At 45.0% G+C, this 22,982-nt stretch carries 25 protein-coding genes and 1 riboswitch; of the genes, 6 read left to right on the top strand and 19 right to left on the bottom strand.

The annotated features are described in order from the left end of the window. Positions 1–3 precede the first annotated feature (3 nt). From B3S93_RS01400 to B3S93_RS01360, 9 genes are all read right to left on the bottom strand, one after another. Positions 4–465 carry a PTS sugar transporter subunit IIA gene (locus B3S93_RS01400; protein WP_292356673.1) on the bottom strand — a complete coding sequence of 154 codons (462 nt, stop codon included), beginning with the start codon at positions 463–465 and terminating at the stop codon, positions 4–6. 15 nt (positions 466–480) lie between these two features. Continuing rightward, the gene (gene hpf / locus B3S93_RS01395; protein ID WP_292356671.1) at positions 481–807 is read right to left on the bottom strand and encodes a ribosome hibernation-promoting factor, HPF/YfiA family; all 327 of its coding nucleotides are present in this window, start codon (positions 805–807) and stop codon (positions 481–483) included. 35 nt (positions 808–842) lie between these two features. After that, positions 843–2,297 (bottom strand): RNA polymerase factor sigma-54, encoded by a 1,455-nt coding sequence (locus B3S93_RS01390; RefSeq protein ID WP_292356670.1) that lies wholly within the window; start codon positions 2,295–2,297, stop codon positions 843–845. Positions 2,298–2,383: 86 nt separating this feature from the next. After that, positions 2,384–3,373, bottom strand: a complete 990-nt coding sequence (locus B3S93_RS01385) for an ABC transporter ATP-binding protein (protein ID WP_292401394.1) — start codon at positions 3,371–3,373, stop codon at positions 2,384–2,386. Beyond that, on the bottom strand, positions 3,370–4,062 hold the full coding sequence (locus tag B3S93_RS01380) for an ABC transporter permease (protein ID WP_292401391.1): 693 nt from the start codon (positions 4,060–4,062) through the stop codon (positions 3,370–3,372). Before B3S93_RS01380 ends, B3S93_RS01385 begins: the two co-directional genes overlap by 4 nt. 19 nt (positions 4,063–4,081) lie before the next feature. Further along, complete coding sequence (gene metF, locus B3S93_RS01375; protein ID WP_292356665.1) at positions 4,082–4,933, bottom strand: methylenetetrahydrofolate reductase [NAD(P)H]; 852 nt, start codon at positions 4,931–4,933, stop codon at positions 4,082–4,084. A gap of 56 nt (positions 4,934–4,989) precedes the next feature. Beyond that, entirely contained in the window at positions 4,990–6,300 is a 1,311-nt protein-coding gene (ahcY, locus tag B3S93_RS01370) for an adenosylhomocysteinase (RefSeq protein ID WP_292356663.1), read from the bottom strand. 14 nt (positions 6,301–6,314) lie between these two features. After that, complete coding sequence (metK, locus tag B3S93_RS01365) at positions 6,315–7,478, bottom strand: methionine adenosyltransferase (RefSeq protein ID WP_292356660.1); 1,164 nt, start codon at positions 7,476–7,478, stop codon at positions 6,315–6,317. 91 nt (positions 7,479–7,569) lie between these two features. Beyond that, positions 7,570–7,646: riboswitch (S-adenosyl-L-homocysteine riboswitch) on the bottom strand. Positions 7,647–7,756: 110 nt separating this feature from the next. Further along, the gene (locus B3S93_RS01360; protein ID WP_292401388.1) at positions 7,757–8,455 is read right to left on the bottom strand and encodes a M48 family metallopeptidase; all 699 of its coding nucleotides are present in this window, start codon (positions 8,453–8,455) and stop codon (positions 7,757–7,759) included. 77 nt (positions 8,456–8,532) lie between these two features. Here B3S93_RS01360 and dusA point away from each other — a divergent pair, with 77 nt between their 5' ends. Then, entirely contained in the window at positions 8,533–9,516 is a 984-nt protein-coding gene (gene dusA / locus B3S93_RS01355) for a tRNA dihydrouridine(20/20a) synthase DusA (protein ID WP_292401386.1), read from the top strand. 299 nt (positions 9,517–9,815) lie between these two features. Here dusA and B3S93_RS01350 read toward each other — a convergent pair whose 3' ends face one another. Together B3S93_RS01350 and B3S93_RS01345 are read right to left on the bottom strand one after the other, a co-directional pair. After that, entirely contained in the window at positions 9,816–10,595 is a 780-nt protein-coding gene (locus tag B3S93_RS01350; protein ID WP_292401383.1) for an ABC transporter permease, read from the bottom strand. After that, on the bottom strand, positions 10,592–11,515 hold the full coding sequence (locus tag B3S93_RS01345) for an ABC transporter ATP-binding protein (RefSeq protein WP_292356651.1): 924 nt from the start codon (positions 11,513–11,515) through the stop codon (positions 10,592–10,594). Before B3S93_RS01345 ends, B3S93_RS01350 begins: the two co-directional genes overlap by 4 nt. A 48-nt stretch (positions 11,516–11,563) precedes the next feature. On the opposite strand from B3S93_RS01345, the gene mutH reads away from it, so the two are divergent. Together mutH and B3S93_RS01335 are read left to right on the top strand one after the other, a co-directional pair. After that, positions 11,564–12,256, top strand: a complete 693-nt coding sequence (gene mutH, locus B3S93_RS01340) for a DNA mismatch repair endonuclease MutH (protein ID WP_292401380.1) — start codon at positions 11,564–11,566, stop codon at positions 12,254–12,256. Between the two features lie 46 nt (positions 12,257–12,302). Next, positions 12,303–13,622 carry a diguanylate cyclase gene (locus B3S93_RS01335; RefSeq protein ID WP_292401378.1) on the top strand — a complete coding sequence of 440 codons (1,320 nt, stop codon included), beginning with the start codon at positions 12,303–12,305 and terminating at the stop codon, positions 13,620–13,622. On the opposite strand, the gene prmB is transcribed toward B3S93_RS01335, so the two are convergent. The 7 genes from prmB to hxlA (B3S93_RS01300) form a co-directional block, all read right to left on the bottom strand. Beyond that, positions 13,613–14,542 carry a 50S ribosomal protein L3 N(5)-glutamine methyltransferase gene (gene prmB, locus B3S93_RS01330; RefSeq protein ID WP_292401376.1) on the bottom strand — a complete coding sequence of 310 codons (930 nt, stop codon included), beginning with the start codon at positions 14,540–14,542 and terminating at the stop codon, positions 13,613–13,615. The genes B3S93_RS01335 and prmB overlap by 10 nt on opposite strands. Then, a complete protein-coding gene (gene leuC, locus B3S93_RS01325) occupies positions 14,542–15,945 on the bottom strand; it encodes a 3-isopropylmalate dehydratase large subunit (protein WP_292401373.1) in 1,404 nt (467 codons plus the stop codon). The genes prmB and leuC overlap by 1 nt, the downstream gene beginning before the upstream one ends. A 126-nt stretch (positions 15,946–16,071) precedes the next feature. Continuing rightward, positions 16,072–16,611, bottom strand: a complete 540-nt coding sequence (gene hxlB / locus B3S93_RS01320; protein WP_014707665.1) for a 6-phospho-3-hexuloisomerase — start codon at positions 16,609–16,611, stop codon at positions 16,072–16,074. Positions 16,612–16,622: 11 nt separating this feature from the next. Then, on the bottom strand, positions 16,623–17,258 hold the full coding sequence (gene hxlA / locus B3S93_RS01315) for a 3-hexulose-6-phosphate synthase (protein ID WP_014707664.1): 636 nt from the start codon (positions 17,256–17,258) through the stop codon (positions 16,623–16,625). A 158-nt stretch (positions 17,259–17,416) separates the two neighbouring features. Continuing rightward, on the bottom strand, positions 17,417–18,400 hold the full coding sequence (locus B3S93_RS01310) for a transaldolase (RefSeq protein WP_292356641.1): 984 nt from the start codon (positions 18,398–18,400) through the stop codon (positions 17,417–17,419). A gap of 139 nt (positions 18,401–18,539) precedes the next feature. Then, positions 18,540–18,854 carry a hypothetical protein gene (locus tag B3S93_RS01305; RefSeq protein ID WP_292356639.1) on the bottom strand — a complete coding sequence of 105 codons (315 nt, stop codon included), beginning with the start codon at positions 18,852–18,854 and terminating at the stop codon, positions 18,540–18,542. 274 nt (positions 18,855–19,128) lie between these two features. Further along, positions 19,129–19,770, bottom strand: a complete 642-nt coding sequence (hxlA, locus tag B3S93_RS01300) for a 3-hexulose-6-phosphate synthase (RefSeq protein ID WP_292356637.1) — start codon at positions 19,768–19,770, stop codon at positions 19,129–19,131. Positions 19,771–19,975: 205 nt separating this feature from the next. Here hxlA (B3S93_RS01300) and B3S93_RS01295 point away from each other — a divergent pair, with 205 nt between their 5' ends. The 3 genes from B3S93_RS01295 to B3S93_RS01285 all read left to right on the top strand — a co-directional run bounded on the left by B3S93_RS01295 (position 19,976) and on the right by B3S93_RS01285 (position 22,281). Beyond that, positions 19,976–20,809 carry an HAD-IIA family hydrolase gene (locus B3S93_RS01295; RefSeq protein WP_292356634.1) on the top strand — a complete coding sequence of 278 codons (834 nt, stop codon included), beginning with the start codon at positions 19,976–19,978 and terminating at the stop codon, positions 20,807–20,809. A gap of 18 nt (positions 20,810–20,827) precedes the next feature. Then, complete coding sequence (gene dhaK, locus B3S93_RS01290; protein ID WP_292401370.1) at positions 20,828–21,817, top strand: dihydroxyacetone kinase subunit DhaK; 990 nt, start codon at positions 20,828–20,830, stop codon at positions 21,815–21,817. 80 nt (positions 21,818–21,897) lie between these two features. Continuing rightward, a complete protein-coding gene (locus tag B3S93_RS01285) occupies positions 21,898–22,281 on the top strand; it encodes a GxxExxY protein (RefSeq protein ID WP_292401366.1) in 384 nt (127 codons plus the stop codon). Between the two features lie 40 nt (positions 22,282–22,321). Here the strand turns inward: B3S93_RS01285 and dhaL are convergent, their stop codons facing one another. Next, entirely contained in the window at positions 22,322–22,954 is a 633-nt protein-coding gene (gene dhaL, locus B3S93_RS01280) for a dihydroxyacetone kinase subunit DhaL (protein ID WP_292401363.1), read from the bottom strand. Positions 22,955–22,982 lie beyond the last annotated feature (28 nt).

Below are 22,982 nucleotides of genomic sequence, written 5' to 3'. Positions count from 1 at the left end.
AGATTATTCTTCGTCGATGGAAAGCAATAATTCAAAAATGGCTTCAGCACTGGAAGCCTGTCGAATACGGCTACAGATTTCTTCATCTCTAAACAATGTCACCAGACGTGACAAATGTTGTAAATGATGTTCGGTATCATCCTCCGGCACCAATAAACCAAAGGCGATATCAATCGGTTTACCATCAGCCGCTTCAAATTCGACCGGCGTTTCCAGTGTCAGCATTGCGGCCACGGTGTGGGTAAGATCCGGGACACGGGCGTGGGGAATTGCCACGCCCTTGCCTAATCCGGTACTGCCCAAACGTTCACGTTCGAGTAGAACTTGAAAGATTTTTTCAGCAGTCGCTGCACTCGTATTGGCTGCCAGCATACGACTGAGATTTTCGATCACCCGTTTTTTGCTGGTAGCTTCATCGTGGAAACTGATGTTGTCCGCATTTACGAGCAGTGCAGCGATAAGCATGAAATTTCCCGCTCCTTAACTAGCGTTATGTTTTTGAATGACACCATCAGCTTGATGGTGGTTAGTAATTTTATCTTTGTGCTTGATGATTTGTCGATCCAGTTTTGCAACCAGATTTTCAATAGCGGAATACATATTTTCCTGCTCGTCAGAAGCAAATAAGTCGGCGCCACTGGCATGAACAGTTGCTTCAGCTTTTTGCCGAAGTTTCTCGACAGATAACACTACATGCACGTTAGTCATGTGATCAAAATGACGAGTCAGTTTCTCGAATTTTTTATTGACGTGGTCCCGAAGGCTGTCAGTGATATCTATATGTTGTCCGCTTAGATTTAATTGCATAATGCATCACTCCTGTTGGTGGACTAAAACTGGTATTACACCAGTCGCTTACGCTCATTTGAGGGCGCTATCGCTAATGTTTCGCGGTACTTTGCAATAGTACGACGAGCGACATTAATACCCTGTTCTCCCAGAATATCAGCAATTTTGCTGTCACTCAGGGGTTTTCTCGGATTTTCCGCGGCGACCAGTTTTTTGATGATCGCCCGAATGGCTGTTGCAGAACATTCTCCACCACTTTCAGTACCGACATGGCTGGAGAAAAAGAATTTAAGTTCAAAAATTCCCCGTGGCGTGTGCAGATATTTGCGAGTCGTTACGCGGGAGATAGTGGATTCATGCATTTCCACGGTTTCGGCGATATCTGCCAATACTAAAGGTTTCATGGCCTCTTCGCCGTGATCAAGAAAGTCACGTTGACGTTCCACAATTGCTTGGGTGACTTTAAGTAATGTCTCATTACGGCTTTGTAAACTTTTCAGAAACCAACGTGCTTCCTGCAAATTATTTTTCAGATAAGTGTTCTCTTCACTACTATCGGCCCGGTTAATTAACGAGGCGTAATGTTCGGCAATCTGCAGTTTAGGTGCGTTGTCAGGATTGAGCGACAATTGCCATTTGCCGTGAACTTTTATCGCATAAACATCCGGTACGATATATTCAGTTTTGTCAGTTTGGATACTACTGCCGGGGCGCGGGTTAAGCAACTGAATTGAGCGAACCAGATCGGTTAATTCATCATCGCTGACTTTCAAAGCACGTTTGATCAGGGCGTAATCACGTTTAGCCAATGTATCCAGATGTTTGTCTATCAGTTCTGTAAGCAACTCAACATGCTTTAAAGCGACAGTCGATTCGTATAATCGTAATTGGATCAGTAAACACTCACGCAAGTCCCGAGCACCAACACCGACGGGATCAAAATGATGAATCCGGTGCAATACCGTTTCAATTTCATCAAGTTCTACTTCAGCAAATTCTTCGCCAAGGCTTTGCTGAATTTCTTCCAATGTGGTTTTCAGGTAGCCATCGTCTTCAATGGAGTCAATGATAGTGGTGGCAATTGCCTGTTCAGTTTCACTAAATGGAGTGAGGCGCATTTGCCAGAGTAGATGCTGTTGCAGGCTGTCACTGCTTTCGTCCTGATTATCCCGCTCAAAATCACTGTCTCCGGATGGGCCGGAACTCGTCATGCTCTGGGAATTATCGTAGGTATCTTCCCATTTGCTATCGACTGGCAGATCTTCGGGAATATCAGTATTTTCCAGTTCGCTGATTTCGCGGCTACCGGTATCTTCATCACGACGGACAGAGCTTGGTTCGTCGTAGTCGTATTCTTCCTCAACCTCCAGAAGGGGATTGGTTTCCAGTGCTTCCTGAATTTCTGTCTGCAACTCCAAGGATGATAATTGCAACAAACGGATCGCTTGCTGCAACTGTGGAGTCATCGACAGGCTTTGACCAATGCGTAGCTGTAATGAGGGTTTCACTTAATGTTTTGATTTAATGTTGTGACCATGAGTTTATGTTACCGCAATCGTCGCGCCGTTGCCTATACGTCTTTCTAAAATAAAAATCACAACAGTGTAACTGCAGTGGCTTTAAAACTAATCCATAGTGAATCGCCCAGAGAAAGCCCTAGTGAAGATAAAGCCTGGTGACTGATAATCACTTCAAATTTGTCACCACAATCAACTGTCAGGCGCACCGCTTTGCCCGCTTCGCTGATGCTGGTAAGTCGTCCGGGTAACTGGTTACGGGCGCTGCTATCCGAATGAGCATGGGTACTAATCGTTATCGCCAGCGGATCGATTGCAATATGTCGGGCAGAAAGAGAGCCTTCCGCGGCAAAGATTTTCAGTGTTTTGGTATGAAAGATTTCGCCATCATAATGACCATGGAACAGGTTCAGCAGGGGAGCCGAAACCGGTTTGCCCTTAAGCAGTTGTATTGTATGAGGTGTGATAGCGGAAGCCTGCAGACGGTCATGGGTTGAAAACAGTACTGTGCGCTTAGCATCGTTAGTCAACATGGTGATCACATCTTCCAGCTGGCGCTGGTGAAAGCTGTCCAGATTGGCAAATGGTTCGTCTAGCAACAGGATATCCGGTTTAAATGCCAGCACCCTGGCAATCGCAACACGCCGTTGTTCTCCACCCGACAGAGTGCTGGCGGTCTGATCAGCCAACTGGATCAAGTTGACGGTTTCCAATGCCTGTTGCAGTTGAGATGTATGTCGGGCTTTATCAACTTTTTGTAACTTCAGCGCCAGGCGAATATTGTCTTTTACCGTGCCGGGTAGCATATAGGGATGTTGGGGGACCAGCCCAATTTTCTGACGTTGTTTGGCTTGTGAATCAGTGATTTTATCGCCCAATACGCTGATATCACCTGAATCGGGCTTTTGTAATAAAGCCAATAAGTGAAACAAGGTGGATTTCCCCGCGCCATTTTCACCTAGTACAGCCATGCATTCATTGGCGGGGATATTGAGTTGCTCAATATCCAGGGCCAGCTCACCGTTATAACGAACTTTAATGTTGTCTAGTTGAAAGGCGTAGTTCATGTCAGTCGCCGGTTAATCCAGGACAAAGCAAAATTCAGGATAAAAGCGATCATTAGCAACACTATGCCGAGCGCCAATGCCAGTTCAAATTCGCCTTTACTGGTTTCCAGTGCGATGGCGGTAGTCATCGTACGAGTATAGCCTTCAATATTCCCCCCCAGCATCATTGCAGCACCAACTTCACCAATGGCGCGTCCAAAGCCTGTAAGAATAGCTACCAGCACCGCCAGTCTAACGGCTTTTAATACCTGAAAGCATTGTTGCCATTTATCTGCACCGAGACTTTTCAAGGTCAAAATAAGTCGGGGATCAGCGGTGTTGACGGTCACCAGAGTCAGATTCATCATGATGGGAAATATCAGGATGCTCTGCGCAATAATCATGGCGGATTGGGTATAAAGCAATCCCAATTCCCCTAATGGTCCCATTCGACTGAATAGACCATAGAGTAATAACCCAATCACCACGGTAGGCATGGCCATTAAAGTATTGAGGATATGTTGCAGTGTCGTTTTACCGGAAAACTCCGTTAATGCCGTAAACACTCCCGCAGGGATCGCCAGTAAAGCGGCAATGAAAGCAGCAGCAACGGAAATACTGACCGATGTCTGAATAATCTCCCAGACAGTAGCATCAAAAGCTATCAGCAGTTTAAGCGCTGCGGTAAAAGATGTACCAAAAAAGTCCATGGCTAATGAAGCCTAATAATCAGCGAACCAATCCCAGTCGTTCGCAAACGGTTAATACAGGCTGTGTTTTATTCATTGAATAAAAGTGTAAGCCGGGTACGTCCAGTTTAATCAGTTTTTCAGTAAATTCAGTCAGGTAATCGGTAGTAAATGCCTGCATCGAGACACTGTCATCATAAAACTCTTCCAGACGTTTTTTTAGCCAACGAGGAATTTCTGCACCACAGGCTGCAGAGAACCGCGCGAGTTGAGTGTAATTATTGATGGGCATAATGCCGGGAATTATCGGAATATCAATGCCTTTTTTCTGGCAGCGTTCTACAAAATACAGATAAGAATCAATGTTGAAAAAATACTGTGTAATGGCGCTGTCAGCACCGGCATCAACTTTACGTTTGAAATTTTCCAGATCGACACCAGCATCCTGTGCCTGAGGATGTACTTCGGGGTAAGCTGCAACTTCAATAGTGAAATGATCGCCGGTTTCTTTGCGAATAAATTGCACCAGTTCATTGGCATAACGAAAATCACCCGGATCACGCATGCCAGAGGGTAAATCACCTCTTAATGCCACCACGCGGGAAATTCCATTATCGATATAGGTTTGCAGGATAGTACGGATGCGTTCTTTTGATGATCCCACACAGGATAAATGCGGAGCTGCATCAATTCCGGTCTCTGCTGCGCGTTGTTGTATAGCGATAACCGCTTCAAGCGTATTATCCTGAGTCGATCCCCCTGCACCAAAAGTCACGGAGTAAAATTCAGGTTTTAATACAGCTAATCGCTCTTGCACCAATAAAAGATTTTGTGCACCTTTTTCCGTTTTTGGCGGAAAAAATTCACAGCTGATAACAGGTTGTTTGGACATGATGCTTACTTTAGGTAAAAGAAAAAGGGCTAACACTTAGGTTAGCCCTGCTTAACTTAGTAACGGTAGTGTTCAGGTTTATAGGGGCCTTGTTGCTCAAGCCCTAAATATTTGGCCTGTTCAGCATTTAATTCGGTCAGATTAGCACCGATTCGGCCTAAATGCAGCCGGGCCACTTTCTCGTCCAGACGTTTTGGCAAGACATACACTTTATTCTCGTAGTTGGCACTGTTATGCCATAACTCGATTTGCGCCATGACCTGATTAGTGAAAGACGCTGACATTACAAAGCTTGGATGACCGGTTGCACAGCCCAGATTGACCAGACGACCTTCAGCCAACAGGATAATACGCTTACCGTCAGGGAAAATAACGTGGTCAACCTGAGGCTTAATGTTTTCCCACTCGTAGTTACGTAGTGAAGCTACATCAATTTCGTTATCAAAGTGACCGATGTTACAAACGATAGCTTCGTTACGCATCGCTGCCATATGATCATGATTAATGACATTGATATTACCGGTAGCCGTCACAAAGATATCGGCCTTATCAGCGACTTCATCCATGGTGACAATACGGTAACCTTCCATTGCTGCCTGCAGGGCACAAATTGGATCGATTTCAGTAATCATCACGGTAGCGCCCATGCCACGGAAAGCTTGTGCACAACCTTTACCGACATCGCCGTAACCTAACACCACGCAGATTTTGCCAGCAACCATCACATCGGTTGCACGCTTGATACCGTCAAGCAGTGATTCACGGCAACCATACAGATTGTCGAATTTTGATTTGGTGACTGAGTCGTTAACGTTGATCGCCGGGACTTTTAAGGCACCTGCTTTCATCATTTCATACAAACGATGTACGCCGGTGGTGGTTTCTTCCGACAAACCTTTAACATCGTCGAGTAATTCCGGATAGTCTTCATGCATCATCGTGGTCAAATCACCACCATCATCCAGAATCATATTCGGGCGCCAGCCATCAGTGCCAATGATGGTTTGACGAATACACCAGATAGCTTCTTCTTCGGTTTCACCTTTCCAGGCAAAGACCGGGATGCCCTGATCGGCAATCGCCGCTGCAGCGTGATCCTGTGTTGAAAAGATATTGCAAGAAGACCAGCGCACTTCAGCCCCTAATTCAACCAATGTTTCAATCAACACGGCAGTTTGTATCGTCATATGCAGACAACCTGCAATACGCGCACCTTTCAGCGGATGCTGGCCAGCATATTCTTCACGTAAGGCCATCAATCCAGGCATTTCGCTTTCAGCGATTTTGATTTCCTGATGGCCCCATTTCGCCAGACTGATGTCGGCAACTTTGTAATCTGGTTTTAAGTTTTCTACTGCTGATTGCATGATAATTTCCTGTGTTAGTTGATTTTTGCTGCTTCACGTAAGACGGGAGCGAGGTCAGTTCGTTCCCAACTGAAGTCAGCGTCTTCACGTCCAAAATGACCATATGCGGCAGTTTGCTGATAAATGGGACGTACTAAATCCAACATTTTGATAAGGCCAACCGGGCGCAAATCAAAATGTTCACGAACTAATTCGACAAGTTTATCTTCAGCAATTTTGCCGGTACCAAATGTATCCACGCTAATGGAGGTAGGTTCTGCAACGCCGATGGCATACGAAACCTGAATTTCGCAACGATCAGCAAGTCCGGCGGCAACAATGTTTTTCGCTACATAGCGACCCGCATATGCTGCACTACGATCGACTTTTGAAGGATCCTTGCCGGAGAATGCACCACCACCATGGCGGGCCATGCCACCGTAGGTGTCGACGATAATTTTACGACCGGTCAGGCCGCAATCACCCACAGGACCACCAATAATAAATTGGCCGGTGGGATTAATATGGTAACGAGTATTTTTTGTTAGCCATTCAGCTGGAAGCGTTTGTTTGATAATGAGTTCCATTACCGCTTCTTTTAGATCAGCTTGGCTGATTTCAGGGTTATGTTGGGTTGATAGGACCACGGCATCAATACCCACCGGTACGCCATTTTCATAGGCAAATGTCACCTGACTTTTGGCATCAGGGCGTAACCACGGTAATTCACCGCTTTTACGTACTTGGGCCTGACGTTTGACCAGACGATGTGCATAAGTGATAGGAGCTGGCATAAGCACTTCAGTTTCATTGCTGGCATAGCCAAACATCAAGCCTTGATCACCGGCACCTTGATCTTCTTCTGTTTCACGATCCACACCCATGGCGATGTCACCGGATTGTTTACCGATAACTGACATGACCCCGCAGGTCTGTCCATCAAAACCGACCTCGGAGCTGTTGTAACCAATATCCGTGATGGTTTTACGAACAATGTCTTCCAAGTCTACCCAGGCGCTGGTTGAGATTTCGCCAGCCACAATCGCTACACCGGTTTTAATCAGAGTTTCGCAGGCAACACGAGCGTGGGGATCTTTGGACAGGATTGCATCTAAAACAGCGTCGGAAATTTGGTCTGCTACTTTATCTGGATGACCTTCTGAAACAGATTCAGAGGTAAAAAGATAAGCATTACTCATAGACAACTTCCTCATTAAAATTCAAATAAGGTAATGATAGTTTAACTATGGGTAAAGTTCGGATGAAACGCCCATTACTACCAGTGACCTGTAATAATGAACGCCGTTTGGAATGTAAAATTGAATAAGCCTAGCAGAGGGTTCTCTGTCGCAGCGTTCCTTATCCAATGTGGCATATATTAATTCATAATGAAAAAATTACCAAGTTAAGCCTTTCTTAAAGGCTTTGTTGATCTTTCATAGCCCCAAACCGTGGTGACTATGAAATATCATGGACCCTAGATAACGAGCTGATGTCCATGCTGTTTCAACCAACGGCGATGTTCACGGAAATTGGGGTCAAATTGTTCAACCAAATCCCAAAAGGCCTTTGAATGGTTATGCTGAAGCAGATGACATAATTCATGAATGATGACGTAATCATTTATCGACTGTGTGGCCTGAACTAATTGCCAGTTAAGTTGGATATCTCCTCTCATAGTACAACTGCCCCAGCGAGCTTTATAGCTTTTAATCTGAACCTGATTGGGTCGCAGGCTAGTTTGCTCAGCAAGCTGTTTTACTCGTTCAGGCAGTAACGATTCTGCTTGACGTCTGTACCATCTTGTTAACGCCTGTCTTATTTGCAAGGCTGTGACATTGGGCGGTGCCATAATCACCAGTTTCTGTTGATCAAGCAGGACATGCAGTCGCTGGCGTTGTGGCTCCTGAATAATATGTAATGGATATTGCTCGCCCATAAAAGGTTGTAACTCACCTTCAATAAATTGTCGTTTGGGTGGACGCTGCTGGAAATTTTTTAATTTATCCTCGATCCATTGCTGTTTGCGCATCACAAATTGTTTTGCCAACCATAACGGCATTAATTTGGGTAAGTGCACCGTTACGTTGCCATCCTGAATTTTGATCGCAATGGTCTTTCTGCGTGCGCTTCGGACAACGGCAACGGAGTGATCATTAATCTTGATGGTGCTCATCGACTGACTTAAATAACGTATTAAATGGGCATTTTAACGGCTGATTTGCGAAAATGTCGGATTAAACAGGTTTTATTATGACTTTGACAGCCAATATTAAATTCGCCCATCGCTTATCACTGGCACCGATGCTGGATTGGACCGATCGGGATTTCCGTTATTTGTGCCGAATCATTTCCAAGCATACTTTGCTATATACCGAAATGATCACCACAGGCGCATTGCTCCACGGCGATCATCAACGCTTTCTGGCCCATGATGAAAATGAATATCCCATGGCATTGCAGCTGGGTGGCAGTGACCCTGCAGAATTAGCAAAATGTGCCAAGTTAGGCGCCGAGGCTGGTTATCAGGAAATTAACCTGAATGTCGGTTGCCCCAGTGATCGTGTACAGAATGGTCGTTTCGGTGCCTGTTTAATGGCCGAACCCCGGTTAGTGGCTGAATGTGTGGTTGCGATGAAGCAGGCAACTGATATTCCCATCACGGTCAAAACCCGATTAGGGATTGATGAGCATGACGGTTATGAATTTGTCAGAGATTTTGTCGACGCAATTTATCAGGTTGAAGTCGATGCAGTGATTCTTCATGCCCGTAAAGCCTGGTTAAAAGGTTTAAGCCCGAAGGAAAATCGGGATATCCCTCCACTTGAGTATTCAAAGGTGTATCAAATCAAGCAGGAGTTTCCTGATTTGCATCTGGATATTAATGGCGGCATACACACGCTGGACGAAGCTGAAAACCATCTGCAAAGAGTAGATGGAGTAATGATGGGGCGGGCACTTTATCACCAGCCATATCTATTGGCTGAAGCGGATAAACGAATTTTTAATGATGATCGGTCAATCCCTAGTCAGCATGAAATAGTCGAATTGATGCTGCCTTATATTGAAATGCGTATGAAAGAGGGGAGACCCTTGAAGTCCATTACCCGCCATATGTTGGGTTTGTTTCAAGGCTTGCCAGGGGCTCGTCGCTGGCGGCGGCACTTAAGTGAAAATGCGCATTTACCTGGCGCCGGGATTGAAGTGGTCCGCGATGCGATTAAATTAGTAGGCTGAGACTAAAAGTAACCACAGAGACACAGAGGCTTTTGGTTGTTATATCCGCAGATTACGCAGATTTTCGCAGATGTTTTATGAATGCTTTAACAAGTCGGTTTGAAAGAAGCTAGCCCTCAGAGTTCTTTTGTGATGCATTACTGCATCAACCTGAAAACCATTTATTTAATCTGCGTGCATCTGCGTAATCTGCGGATTATTTTTTAAATGCCTTAAAACACCACTTAAACGTCAGTCAACATAAGCCACAAGCTATTTATAAAACTCTGTGCCCTCTGTGTCTCTGTGATTAATGCTCTTCAATTCCTTAAGCCAGTACCTTTATGCAGCAGATAAAGCGCATAGCTTGTCAGTGCAGCGATAAAGGCCAGGATGATGGCAAAAGCAGCGGCTACCGGAATATCCGAAACACCTAAAATGCCATAACGGAATGCATTGACCATGTATAAAACCGGATTCAGCATGGAAACGTTTTGCCAGAACTCGGGCAGTAGTGATATCGAATAAAATACGCCACCCAGATAAGTCAGCGGGGTGAGGATAAAGGTTGGAATGATTGAGACTTCATCAAAGCTGCGGGCGTATAAGGCGTTAATAAATCCGCCTAATGCAAACATGACGGCACTGAGAAAGACCATGCTAATGGTAATACCGATATGTTGAACGGTAAGTTTGGTAAATATCAGTGAAACCAATGTCACAATGAGTCCAACAAACAGGCCGCGGGCTGCTCCACCGACAACATATCCTGCGAGGATAATATAGTTGGGAACGGGAGAAACCATCAGCTCTTCAATATGATTTTGAAACTTGGCACTGAAAAAAGACGAAGCGACATTGGAATAGGCATTGTTGATAATCGCCATCATGATGATGCCGGGGGCGATATATTCCATATAACTGAAACCCTCCATCTCACCAATTCGGCTACCAATCAGATTACCGAAAATAATGAAATATAACGTCATGGTTATCGCTGGTGGTAACAGCGTTTGAGCCCAAATCCGCAGGAATCGCCTGATTTCCCGGGTGACGATGGTTGAAAAGGCAATCCAGTGATGCTGGCGGCGGTTATTCATTCAACAGACTCCGGACGTTCAACCAGGGTTAAAAATAATTCTTCGAGACGATTCACCTTGTTTTTCATACTGCCTACTTTTATGCCGCGTTCGGTTAACACCGTGAATAAATCATTCAGGCCCTCCTGGCGCTGAAGTTCGACCTCTATAGTTGTTGGATCTACCTGATGATATTCAATCCCCTGTAGCAAACTGCTGTCAGTCAGAGGTTCCAGCAGATCCAGTACAAAAGTTTCTTTATCCAGGCGATTTAATAACGATTTCATATCAGTATTTTCAACGATACGGCCCTTGTCGATGATGGCAATATTGCGACACAGATTTTCCGCTTCTTCAAGATAGTGCGTCGTCAGGATGATAGTGGTGCCACGTTGATTGATTTCACGTAAAAACACCCACATTGAGCGCCGCAGCTCAATATCCACACCCGCTGTTGGCTCATCCAATATAAGCAGGCGTGGATTGTGTACCAGCGCCCGGGCAATCATCAATCGGCGCTTCATACCTCCAGATAATGATCTTGAAGGCGTATGACGTTTTTCCCAAAGTCCTAATTGTTTCAGCAAGACATCGGCTCGCGGTTCGGCCTCTTTTGCTGGAACTCCGTAATAGCCTGCCTGCGTCACCAGAATGTGTTTAACCTGCTCAAAACCATTAAAATTAAATTCCTGCGGCACCAACCCGATATAACTTTTAGCCAACTCGGTTTGACTGTCCAGATCGGCATCAAAGATGGTTACCGAGCCACTGGTTTTTGTGACTAACGACGTTAGAATGCTGATGGTAGTGGATTTGCCAGCGCCATTTGGCCCTAACAGTGCAAAAAAATCACCTTCTTCAACCGTCAGATTGATATCTTTGAGTGCTTCCAAGCCATTGCGATAGGTTTTATTCAGATGTTCTATAGTAAGCGCTTTCACCGGAATCGCCTTAAGCAGATTTAAACGTACTAGATTATCATGTCACTCATGTCTGATCATATTTACCCGGAACCGGTTCCAGTTTCTCCCCCTGCCTCTGAAGCTGAACTGATGCATCGTTGCCAACAAATAGCTGGCAAAACGGTGGGTCAGCTTGCACAGCAATCCGGCCTGACGGTTCCTGTAGATTTGCGCCGTCATAAAGGTTGGTTAGGGAATCTACTGGAGCGCATTCTGGGCGCCGATGCCGGTAATCAAGCGGAACCGGATTTTGTTGCTTTGGGTATTGAATTAAAAACCATTCCATTGAATACCCGCGGTGAGCCAAAAGAATCGACATATGTCTGCACGGTGACTCCCAAAGCTCTGTCTGAAACGCATTGGCAGACATCATGGTTACGTCGTAAACTGAGCAAGGTTTTGTGGTTGCCGGTTGAAGCCGATAACGCTATAGCATTAGCGGATCGATTTATTGGACAGGCGATTTTATGGCAGCCTTCAGAACAGCAGGAAACAGTGCTGCAGCAGGACTGGGAAGAGTTGATGGAAATAATGATAGCTGAAGGTGCCGTGACAGCGAAACTGGGACGTTTTTTACAGATAAGGCCCAAAGCAGCCAATAGTCGGGTAATTACCCGGCAGATAGGGCATGACGGCGAGGAAGAATGGTATCATCCTTGTGGTTTTTACCTTCGGACAAGTTTTACGCAACAAATTCTGTCAGGGAAAGCTTGCTGTTAATGTTCAGCAACAGGCAGAATGCACATTAGAATAAAGGATTGGCATAGTGCAAAAACTCAATGCATTAGTAGTAGACGCATCTACTGAATTTCGTAATAAGGCTCGTGCACTATTATCGGCTGCCGGGTTTGAAGTGGACCACGCAGAGACTGGGAATCAAGGTCTTGAACATGCTCAGCAGACACGATATCGATTAGTTTGTTGCAGTGATGATCTGTCGGATATCGCTGGCAGCGAGTTCTGCGGTCAATTACGAGCAATCAACGGCTATGATTATGCTGCTGTGCTGGTGATGACAGAAACGGATAACGCCCGAACCCTCAAGCAGGCATTGCTGGCCGGTGCCACCGACATTTTCAGCAAGCATGACGAATCCGAATTAGGTATTTATGTGCAACGCCTGGCTCAGCGCGAAACCCGCCAGTTATCCGGCCGAGTACTGTTTATCGAAGATTCCCGGGTTTTACAGACCATCATTATCGATTTATTAACCGATATGGGGCTGGATGTTGATGCTTATACCTTTGCAGAAGAAGCATGGGAGGCCTTCAGTGGCGGCGATTATGATCTGGTGATTACCGATATCATGCTGGAGGGCAGTATGAGCGGAATTACGCTGGTGAGAAAGATTCGTCGTTTGCGTGAAGACTATGGCAATGTACCCATCATCGCGACTTCCGGCTTTGATAATGTGTCACGCAAAATTGAGTTATTTCATCTCGGCGTAAATGATTTTGTTTCTAAACCGATTGTCCGTGAAGAACTGCGTCAACGGGTGTTTAATCACATTACCAGCTATCAGAATTTCCGAGAACTGCGGGCACAGCAAAACTCACTATGCAGTCTGGCAATGCTGGATGAGCTGACGCAATTATTTAACCGTCATGCACTACGGGAATTTGCCGGTAAATATTTAAGTGAGGCCTATCGATTCAAACGTGATTTGGCGATGGCGGTTATCGATTTAGATCATTTTCGAGCCATCAACGAACAGTATGGTTTTGTCCGTGGCGACAATCTGCTGGCGGAATTGGGTAACTGGCTCAAACGCCACGTTCGTGATGTTGATATGATTGCCCGCTGGTCCGGTGAAGAGTTTGTCTTGCTTTTACCAGGTTGTGACAATCAGACTGCGGCACTGTTGATGCAACGTATGCAGAAACGGCTGACGCGATTTAAGCCCGCTGGTATCGGTATTACAATCAGTGTTGGTGTGGCAACGCTTCGACAGGATAAACAGGACACGCTTAACAGCCTGTTTGAAATGGCTGATCGGGCAATGTATCAGGCTAAAATGGCGGGCCGTAATTGTGTAAGGATTTTTGAGTCAGAGTCTGAAAGTCCGGTCAGTGAAACTCAGGAATAAGCGGCTGCAAACTCAGCACATTGTGCTTGGGTCAGCATAAAGATCCCATGACCACCTTGCTCCAGATCCAGCCATAAAAAATGTGTTTCCGGCCATCTTTCATCCACTGCGAGATCGCTATTGCCTACTTCAACAAACAATAATCCCTGTGGCGAAAGAAACGTCGCTGCGCCAATAATGATCTGTTCTACCAGAGCAAGACCATTATCATCAGCCTGCAGCGCATGGACCGGTTCATGATGATATTCCGCTGGTAAGCTGGACATCTCAAGATCCCCCACGTACGGGGGATTACTGATAATCAAATCATATTGGCGAGATTGATTTAATTCCGTCCATAGATCTGATTTTATAAGCGACAGCTCATCTCCGAGCAAATGTTTGTTTTTATTAATCTGGGCGACGCTCAACGCTTCATCACTGATATCAACAGCATCAACTTCAGCACCTTCAAACGTCATGGCCAGTGCAATTGCGATGCAGGCACTGCCAGTACACATATCCAGAATACGTTCGACCGAATCTGCATCCTGTAACCAGGGAGCAAATTGGCTATCAATTAATTCGGCAAAAGGAGAACGTGGAATGAGTACACGTTCATCGACATAAAAAGGCAGGCCAGCAAACCAGGCTTCATGCGTCAGATAGGGAACAGGTACCCGTTCTTCAATTCGCCGTTTGACCAAATGCAATAAAGCCTGTTTTTCAGCACTACACAGCCTTGCATCGAGAAACAATTCCGGTAATTTAGTTACCGGAAGTTTCAGGCTATGCAGAATCAGTTGTGTGGCTTCATTAAACGCATCGTTATTGCCATGACCAAAAAATAATCTGGCTTCTTCAAACCGTGAGGTGGTCCATCGCAGAAAATCACGCAAGGTACTGAGTTCAGCCTCAGCGGCTTGATAATTGGTCGCCATTAATGCGTAGTAATATCAACAAAGTGGCCGGCAATTGCCGCGGCTGCCGCCATTGCAGGACTCACCAGGTGTGTACGACCACCTTGCCCCTGACGTCCCTCAAAGTTGCGATTGGATGTAGAGGCACAATGTTCACCTGCTTCCAGACGATCTGCATTCATTGCCAGACACATCGAGCAACCTGGATCACGCCATTCAAAGCCTGCTTCTACAAAGATTTTATCCAGACCTTCCTGTTCAGCCTGTTGTTTCACTAATCCCGATCCCGGAACAACCATCGCTTGCTTTACAGTAGCGGAGACCTTTCCGCCTTTAATTGCTGCAGCAGCTTCGCGTAAATCTTCAATACGTGAGTTGGTGCAGGAACCGATAAATACTCTGTCCAGACGAATCTCCTGAACTGGCTGATTCGCATTCAAGCCCATGTATTTCAGTGCTTTCAGCATGCCATTGCGTTTCACAGCATCACTTTCTGCAGCGGGATCTGGAATATTGGCATCAACGGGAACCACCATTTCTGGGGAGGTGCCCCAGGTAACCTGAGGTTTGATTTGGTTGGCATCCAGTACCACGACCTTATCAAAATGCGCATCAGCATCACTGTGTAAGTCACGCCAGGCTGCCATGGCTTTATCCCAGTTTTCCCCCTTAGGCGCAAAAGGGCGATCTTTCAGATAATTAATTGTTGTGTCATCCACAGCGATCATTCCAGCACGGGCACCTGCTTCAATCGTCATGTTGCAAACAGTCATCCGTCCTTCCATGGATAAATCCTGAATGGCTTCACCGGCGAATTCAATGGCGTAGCCGGTACCGCCAGCGGTACCAATTTTACCGATAATGGCCAGAACGATATCTTTCGCCGTAATACCTGGGTTTACATGTCCTTCGACTTTTACCAGCATGTTCTTGGATTTGCGTTGAATCAGGCATTGCGTTGCCATTACGTGCTCAACTTCCGATGTACCAATACCAAAAGCTAATGCACCAAAAGCACCATGCGTAGAGGTATGCGAGTCACCACAAACTACCGTCATACCAGGTAGGGTAGCGCCCTGTTCCGGGCCGACAACATGCACAATGCCCTGACGTAAATCATTCAGGCCAAACTCAGTAATACCAAATTGTGCGCAATTTTGATCCAGCGTTTCAACCTGTAACCGTGAAATTGGATCGGCAATACCTTGTTCACGATGGCTGGTTGGTACATTGTGATCCGGCGTTGCCAAAATTGAATTCAAACGATATGGAATACGGCCAGCCAGGCGCAAGCCTTCAAAAGCCTGCGGAGAGGTGACTTCGTGAACCAGATGACGATCAATATAAATCAGTGCAGTACCATCCTGTTCGCTGCGGATAACATGTTGATCCCATAATTTGTCATAAAGTGTTTTGGCGGACATAACTCTCAGAACCGATTTAATTTAAATAGCCAGATATTATACCGTTTTGAAGGACGAGAACGACAGACATAAAAAAACGGGCAACCCGAAGATTGCCCGTTTTTTATTTTTTGCTAAGGAAAGTGGTTATTCCATATTAGCGTGTCTATATTTCATTTCTTCTTCTGGAATACCTTTCTCATGAATTAAATGAGAAACGATGGCTTCCAGGAAAATCAAAGTAGACAATTCAAACATGGTTCCCATTGGCATGCCCTTTGTTGGGGCAAAGCTATTATCAGTACCAATCTGAATTGTTTTATCTGCGATATCACCAATCGTTGAACTGGATTTTGAACAAATCAAAACCACTTTAGCATTCTCAGATTTAGCTTTATTAGCAAATGAAACCAGCTGTGTTGTTTCACCAGAACCGGAAATAACGATTAACAAATCGCCTTCACGGATACTTGGTGTACTGATTTCACCTTGAACATAGACGGTATAACCACTATGCATCAATCTCATACCCAGAAAGTTGCCTACCAGTCTTGAACGACCTGCGCCTGTGATGAAGATGCGCTTGGCATCATCACACATAGCAACAAATTCGGCTTCAAGTGAACTGTCAGTTGCCTTCAGAATATCAGTGATTTTGTTTACAACTAGATCACGATGCATTGTCATTTTACTAATCCTTATGCTGCGTCAACCAATGCACGCAGTTCTTTAGCAGATTCTGCTGGAGAAGGTGCGCCATAGATTGCAGCACCAACAACAACGATATCAGCACCAGCACGAACTGTGCTTTGAATGGTGTCTTTGTTGATACCACCAGCAACAGAAACTTTAACATTCAGACCCAGACCAGCGATGGTTTTCAGATCTTCGAATGGAGTTTGACCAGCAGCTTGAGCGTCCAGACCAGTGTGAACACCGATGATGTGCGCGCCGTTAGCAGCAGCTTGTTTTGCAACAGCAGATTTGTCTTCAACACCGATCAAATCGATTTGAGCTTCTGCATTGTTAGCGTTTGCAGCTTTGATAACACCTTTCATGGTCGCTTCATCAGAAGCACCCAATACAGTAGTGATATCACCACCAGCTTCAAAGAAAGGAGTTGCTTCGTATTCACCAGCATCCATAGTTTTCAGGTCAACCAGAATTTTCTTGTCTGGGTGAGCAGCTTTCAGAGCTTTAACTAATTTCAGACCGTTGTACTTGATGCAAGGTGTACCGATTTCCAGAATATCGACGTAAGGTGCGACTTGTTCAGCCAGCGCCATAGTTGCGTCAAAATCCAATGAATCCAGAGCCATTTGAATTTCAGCCATGTGTATTTACTCCTAAAAATTTTAATAAAAATTATTGCCACGTTTCGCAGTGCGAGCGGGACTATAGTTCAGAATTTGGCGATAAGTCAATTGAGCCAAAATCTGTTGAATCAGGTTGCGGATAATCCGCAACCTGATTGCAGATTGCTAATCAATAATTAGCTTTCCAGATTTGCCAGACGTGTAGCCAGCAGTTCTTCCAGTGATTCCAGTGCTTTGGCAAAACCATCGATACCTTCTGACAGTTTTTCTGCTGCCATGCGGTTTTCAGCATGCATGGCATCGAAAGTGGCTTTGTCCAAATTCAGTTTTGCAACATCAGATTTAGCTGCGACTTCTGGAGACAGTTTACGCTCCAGAGTGCCTTCTGTGTTTTGTAATTCATCCAACAGAGCTGGAGAAATGGTCAGCAAGTCAACACCCGCCAATTCAGTGATTTCACCAACGTTACGGAAACTTGCACCCATAACTTCAGTGTTATAACCAAATTTTTTGTAGTAGCTGTAAATTTCTGTGACTGACAGTACACCTGGATCTTCGTTTGAAGGATATGAATCACGACCAGTATCTTTTTTATACCAGTCAAGGATACGTCCAACAAATGGAGAAATCAGCGTAATACCATTTTCAGCACAGGCTACGGCTTGGTGCAGACCAAACAGCAGAGTCAGGTTACAGTGAATACCTTCTTTTTCCAAAACGGCTGCAGCCTGAATGCCTTCCCATGTTGAAGCAATTTTGATCAGAATGCGATCACGTGAAACACCTGCTGCTTCGTATTGTGCAATCAGGTCACGACCCTTAGCGATAGTGGCTTCAGTGTCATAAGAAAGACGGGCATCTACTTCAGTAGAAACACGACCTGGGATGATTTCCAGAATTTTCAGACCAAAAGATACGGCCAGACGGTCAAAAGCCAAAGAGACAACTTCAGATGCAGGTGCATCAGCGCCAAGTGATTGACGTGCTGCTTTCAATGTATCGTCAACAATGCCTTGATACTGAGGCATTTGCGCTGCAGCTGTAATCAGTGATGGGTTGGTTGTTGCATCACGTGGAGTGTATTTTTCAATTGCTTGAATATCACCCGTATCAGCAACAACGACGGTCATTTGCTTTAATTGATCAAGTAAATTCGCCATTTTCTTACCTTCTTGAGTTAGTTTGTAGAGCTGTTGAGCTTAAAATTTTTTTAATATCACGACGACCATAGCCGGTTTAATACCGATTATTTTCCCACCATCATTAGGTGGCGGGTAAGTTATTCGTAATAAAGGCTAATTAAGCTTTGCTGCGAATATAACGCTCAACACCGGTTAATGGAGCGGCATTAGCTTTGCTGCGAATGTATCTTTCAACACCTGTCATCGGTTTATTTGCTGACAGTTTGTTGCGAATATATTTTTCAACACCAGTTAATTTTGAACCGCTTTGTGATTGGTTGCGGATGTAGCGTTCTACACCTGTTAAACCATCATTTGTATTTTTCGGTGCTGCTGCAGTTTTTGATTCCGGTTTACAACAACTGTCATTGTCAGACGAAAACAAGCCTTTAAAAAAGCTGCAGATTGAAGCAAAAAATCCTTTATCACTCATGAGTATACCCCTGTTACATTTTTAACCCCATCTGCCCAACATGATGAGGTTGGTGCAACGGGTAAATTACTATTTTAGATTCTGTGTGGCAAGCCAGCAGGATTGCAGACTACGGATTATAATCACGCTCTGCTGTTTTTGACCAATTTATCTGCATGGTCAATAAGTTATACCGGCAGAACTTGCAACATTAAATCCGGATGAGTCAGCTAAGCGTAAAAAAAACGAGTGGCACAGGGCCACTCGTTTTTATTTATGCTACTGTTTGTTCTGCTTACGCAGCATCAACCAATGCGCGCAGTTCTTTAGCAGAATCTGCTGGAGAAGGTGCGCCGTAGATAGCAGCACCAACGACAACGATAGTTGCGCCAGCTTGGATTGTTTTCTGGATGGTGTCTTTGTTCAGACCACCAGCAACAGAAATACGTACACCCAGATTCAATGAAGCGATTGCTTGCAGATCAGCAAATGGTGTTTGACCAGCTGCTTGCGCATCCAAACCAGTGTGAACACCGATGATTTGCGCACCGTTTTTAGCGGCTTCAGTTGCAACAGCTTTTTTGTCTTTAACGCTGATCAAGTCAATTTGGGCTTCTGCATTGTTAGCATTGGCTGCTTTGATTACGCCGCCCATAGTTGCTTTATCAGATACACCAAGAACAGTACAGATATCTGCGCCTGCTTCGTAGAATGGAGTTGATTCATATTCACCAGCATCCATTGTTTTCAGGTCAACCAGAATCAGGTTGTTAGGGAATTTGGTTTTCAGGGCAGTGACGATTTCCAAGCCATTGTATTTAATGCAAGGTGTACCGACTTCAAGAATGTCGACATAAGGTGCAACTTGTTCTGCCAATGCGAGAGTTTGATCGAAGTCCAGAGAATCCAGAGCCATTTGGATAAGTGCTTTTGCCATGCTGACATGCTCCTAATAATTGATTTAATTTGTAGTTTTACGTTGAAAATACGCTCGCAGACTATAAAGCACAAGGTTCATTTATGTCAATTTTTCCGGGTTTTTAACGATTTTCGCGTTCGTTTATAACTGGACAGCCTATTTTGTTCTGTGCGACGCTTTTTCAAGTTTCATTTCAATAACATTATTTGATAAGCAGGTAATCATGCAAACAATCAACGATCTGGGTGCATTCATCATCGATATGGATGGTGTCTTATGGCAGGGTAGTAAACCGTTGCCAGGATTAACAGAGTTTTTTTCTACATTGCGCGCCAAAAAAATTCCATTTGTACTTGCGACAAATAATGCCAGTTTGACGCAACAGCAATATCTAAAAAAACTCGCGGACATGGGGGTTGAGGTATCAGCCAACGAGATTCTCACCTCCAGTATGGCGACTGCCCGCTATCTGGTGGATACATTGCCTGCAGCGAAACGGAGAGTATTTGTCATTGGTGAGTCCGGTCTTATCGAACCTTTGCAACAGCAGGGGTTTACCGTGACCTCAACCTATTATCCTGCTGATCCTGATGCAGAAACAGATGATATCTGGGCGGATATTGTGGTTTCTGGTCTGGATAGACAACTTAACTGGAACAAATTGGCCACAGCAACCTTAAATCTCCGGGCTGGTGCAGAATTCTATGCGACTAATGCCGATACGACCTTACCCACTGAATTGGGTGAAGTGATGGGAAATGGTGGTGTGCTGGCAGCATTAACCGCTGTGACGGGGATTGAGCCCATTGTCATTGGTAAGCCTGAACCTATTTTGTATCAACAGGCTTTTGAGATTCTGGGTACTGATAAACATAATACAATCGCCATCGGTGACAGGTTGAACACAGATATTTTAGGGGCCGTGAATGCCGGTATGCGCAGCATTATGGTGTTAACCGGCGTGTCATCTGAAGCTGATCTGGCGGAGATTGATTACAAACCGGATTGGGTTTTCCAGGATATTCAGGAAATAACAGCGTTATTAAAACAGCTTTAAAGAAAGGGGAGTGAGAGAATGAAAAAAATAATTAATCACGTTGATAATCTGCTTGATGAAAGCCTTAATGGTTTCGCCAAAGCACATCAGGATATTGTTTCTCTGCAACAGCAGCCTGCATTTGTGCGTCGTGCAACCATATCAACAGAACCAAAAGTTGCTGTTATCTCTGGTGGTGGTTCAGGTCACGAGCCACTGCATACCGGACTGGTAGGCAAAGGTATGCTTGATGCTGCCTGTCCCGGACAAATCTTTACCTCTCCGACACCGGATCAAATGCTGGCCGCGGCAGAATCCGTTGAAAATGGTGCTGGCGTGTTGTTCATTGTTAAAAATTACGCTGGCGATGTGATGAACTTTGAAATTGCCGCGGAAATGCTGGAATGTCAGCACGAAACAGTATTGGTAAAAGATGATGTTTCGTTACCTGAAGCACATAGTACTGGCCGCCGCGGGGTAGCCGGAACATTGATTGTCGAGAAAATGGTCGGTGCTGCGGCAGAGCAAGGAAAAGATCTAAACCAATGTAAAAAACTTGGCGATCGTGTAGCCAATAACACCGCATCAATGGGCTTTGCGTTAACCAGCTGTACCGTTCCAGCCGCGGGCCGCCCAACATTTGAACTTAGTGAAAACGAAATTGAAATGGGCGTGGGTATCCACGGTGAAAGAGGGCGCGAACCGATGACCATGAGCTCCGCTGAAGAGCTGGTTCAGCATGTTACTGCTGCTATTGATAAAGAATTAAATCCTAAAGCCGGTCAACAGGTGCTTTTGCATGTAAATGGCTTTGGTGCGACACCATTGATGGAGCTATATCTGGTATTCGATCTGGCCGCTAAATTTTGGGAAGAAAAAGGTGTTGAAATCAAACGCTCATTAGTGGGTAACTACACAACATCTCTTGACATGGCCGGTTGCTCGGTGACCTTGACCTTACTGGATGAAGAAATGATTGCCTTATGGGATGCCCCCGTGCATACCGCAGCACTTCGTTGGGGCTGTTAGTTTTTAATTAATCGACATGGATGTCGCTGTGGTTTGAGCTTTTATTAGTGATCCGCAGATTATGCAGATGGACGCAGATTATGCAAAAGGATATGCAAACATACGAAATTATCGGTGCGGCAATGAGAGTTCACTCTGCATTAGGTCCGGGGTTCTTAGGGTCTGTTTATCAGGAAGCACTGGAGATTGAATTTAAAGACAGATGCATAGACTATGTAAGAGAAATGTCGCTACCGATTTACTATCGAGGGCAACAACTTAACACTTTTTATAAAGCTGATTTTGTTTGTTTCAAGTCATTGATTCTTGAGCTTAAAGCACTTCAAAAACTGTCAGGGTTAGAAGAAGCCCAAATGATTAATTACCTAAAAGCCTCGCAATTGCAAAAAGCACTATTACTCAATTTTGGGGCAACTATTTTGCAACACAAAAGATTAGTTCTTAATCTGCGTCCATCTGCGTAATCTGCGGATAAATCTCTACTAAAACTTTGTGTCTCTGTGGTTAATGATTTTCAATAATCACATCAGCAATAGCACACAACATCAGCTGGCTGGTGCGGGCACCGGCATCGATATGTCCCCGGGCGCGTTCACCCAGAAAGGATGCACGGCCTTTGGTTGCAAGCATATCCTTAGTCGATTCCATTCCCTCAGTCGCGGCTTTTTTCATATCATCCAGAGCGATGGACAATTCAACTTCATTGCTAACGCTTTGTTGCAGGCTGGTTGATGCCGGAATTAAGCTATCAAGCATGGTTTTTTCACCAATGTCGGCTTTCCCTCGGGCTTTGATAGATTCAACCCCGGCGGTAAATATTTCGGTCATACCCGTTAAATCTAATGTTTTATCTTTCGCTGTTTTGCCCATGGTGACAAACATGGAGCCAAATAAAGATCCTGATGCACCGCCCATGGTCGACATCAAAGTCATACCGATTTTGCTCAACGCGGCGGGAAACTCAAGCTGCTCCAAATCTTCAATGTTTTTCAGCAATGCCTCAATTCCACGTTGCAGGTTAATCAGATGGTCGCCATCGCCAATCGCCTGATCCAGCTGCGCAATTTCGTCAGCATGAGCATTTATTGATTCTTTGATGGCATGGATAAAGGGCAATAGCGACATATTGTTTGACATACTTACCTCAGCGTTTACGGATAATAAC

Origin of the sequence: Methylophaga sp. UBA3613 (assembly GCF_002375415.1) — a bacterium.
In the GTDB taxonomy this organism is placed as follows: Bacteria; Pseudomonadota; Gammaproteobacteria; order Nitrosococcales; family Methylophagaceae; genus Methylophaga.
Note: the sequence above shows the minus strand (reverse complement) of the source record. Positions and strands in the feature narration are given on the sequence as shown.

What these genes read in the sequence shown, in the direction of transcription:
- dhaL (WP_292401363.1), bottom strand. Translation starts at nt 22,954, where the DNA reads ATGTCAAACAATATGTCGCTATTGCCCTTTATCCATGCCATCAAAGAA.
- hpf (WP_292356671.1), bottom strand. Translation starts at nt 807, where the DNA reads ATGCAATTAAATCTAAGCGGACAACATATAGATATCACTGACAGCCTT.
- B3S93_RS01380 (WP_292401391.1), bottom strand. Translation starts at nt 4,062, where the DNA reads ATGGACTTTTTTGGTACATCTTTTACCGCAGCGCTTAAACTGCTGATA.
- B3S93_RS01385 (WP_292401394.1), bottom strand. Translation starts at nt 3,373, where the DNA reads ATGAACTACGCCTTTCAACTAGACAACATTAAAGTTCGTTATAACGGT.
- B3S93_RS01310 (WP_292356641.1), bottom strand. Translation starts at nt 18,400, where the DNA reads ATGGCGAATTTACTTGATCAATTAAAGCAAATGACCGTCGTTGTTGCT.
- ahcY (WP_292356663.1), bottom strand. Translation starts at nt 6,300, where the DNA reads ATGCAATCAGCAGTAGAAAACTTAAAACCAGATTACAAAGTTGCCGAC.
- B3S93_RS01295 (WP_292356634.1), top strand. Translation starts at nt 19,976, where the DNA reads ATGCAAACAATCAACGATCTGGGTGCATTCATCATCGATATGGATGGT.
- metK (WP_292356660.1), bottom strand. Translation starts at nt 7,478, where the DNA reads ATGAGTAATGCTTATCTTTTTACCTCTGAATCTGTTTCAGAAGGTCAT.
- prmB (WP_292401376.1), bottom strand. Translation starts at nt 14,542, where the DNA reads ATGGCGACCAATTATCAAGCCGCTGAGGCTGAACTCAGTACCTTGCGT.
- B3S93_RS01305 (WP_292356639.1), bottom strand. Translation starts at nt 18,854, where the DNA reads ATGAGTGATAAAGGATTTTTTGCTTCAATCTGCAGCTTTTTTAAAGGC.
- B3S93_RS01360 (WP_292401388.1), bottom strand. Translation starts at nt 8,455, where the DNA reads ATGAGCACCATCAAGATTAATGATCACTCCGTTGCCGTTGTCCGAAGC.
- hxlA (WP_014707664.1), bottom strand. Translation starts at nt 17,258, where the DNA reads ATGGCTGAAATTCAAATGGCTCTGGATTCATTGGATTTTGACGCAACT.
- hxlB (WP_014707665.1), bottom strand. Translation starts at nt 16,611, where the DNA reads ATGACAATGCATCGTGATCTAGTTGTAAACAAAATCACTGATATTCTG.
- B3S93_RS01285 (WP_292401366.1), top strand. Translation starts at nt 21,898, where the DNA reads ATGCAAAAGGATATGCAAACATACGAAATTATCGGTGCGGCAATGAGA.
- dusA (WP_292401386.1), top strand. Translation starts at nt 8,533, where the DNA reads ATGACTTTGACAGCCAATATTAAATTCGCCCATCGCTTATCACTGGCA.
- B3S93_RS01400 (WP_292356673.1), bottom strand. Translation starts at nt 465, where the DNA reads ATGCTTATCGCTGCACTGCTCGTAAATGCGGACAACATCAGTTTCCAC.
- mutH (WP_292401380.1), top strand. Translation starts at nt 11,564, where the DNA reads ATGTCTGATCATATTTACCCGGAACCGGTTCCAGTTTCTCCCCCTGCC.
- metF (WP_292356665.1), bottom strand. Translation starts at nt 4,933, where the DNA reads ATGTCCAAACAACCTGTTATCAGCTGTGAATTTTTTCCGCCAAAAACG.
- hxlA (WP_292356637.1), bottom strand. Translation starts at nt 19,770, where the DNA reads ATGGCAAAAGCACTTATCCAAATGGCTCTGGATTCTCTGGACTTCGAT.
- dhaK (WP_292401370.1), top strand. Translation starts at nt 20,828, where the DNA reads ATGAAAAAAATAATTAATCACGTTGATAATCTGCTTGATGAAAGCCTT.
- leuC (WP_292401373.1), bottom strand. Translation starts at nt 15,945, where the DNA reads ATGTCCGCCAAAACACTTTATGACAAATTATGGGATCAACATGTTATC.
- B3S93_RS01350 (WP_292401383.1), bottom strand. Translation starts at nt 10,595, where the DNA reads ATGAATAACCGCCGCCAGCATCACTGGATTGCCTTTTCAACCATCGTC.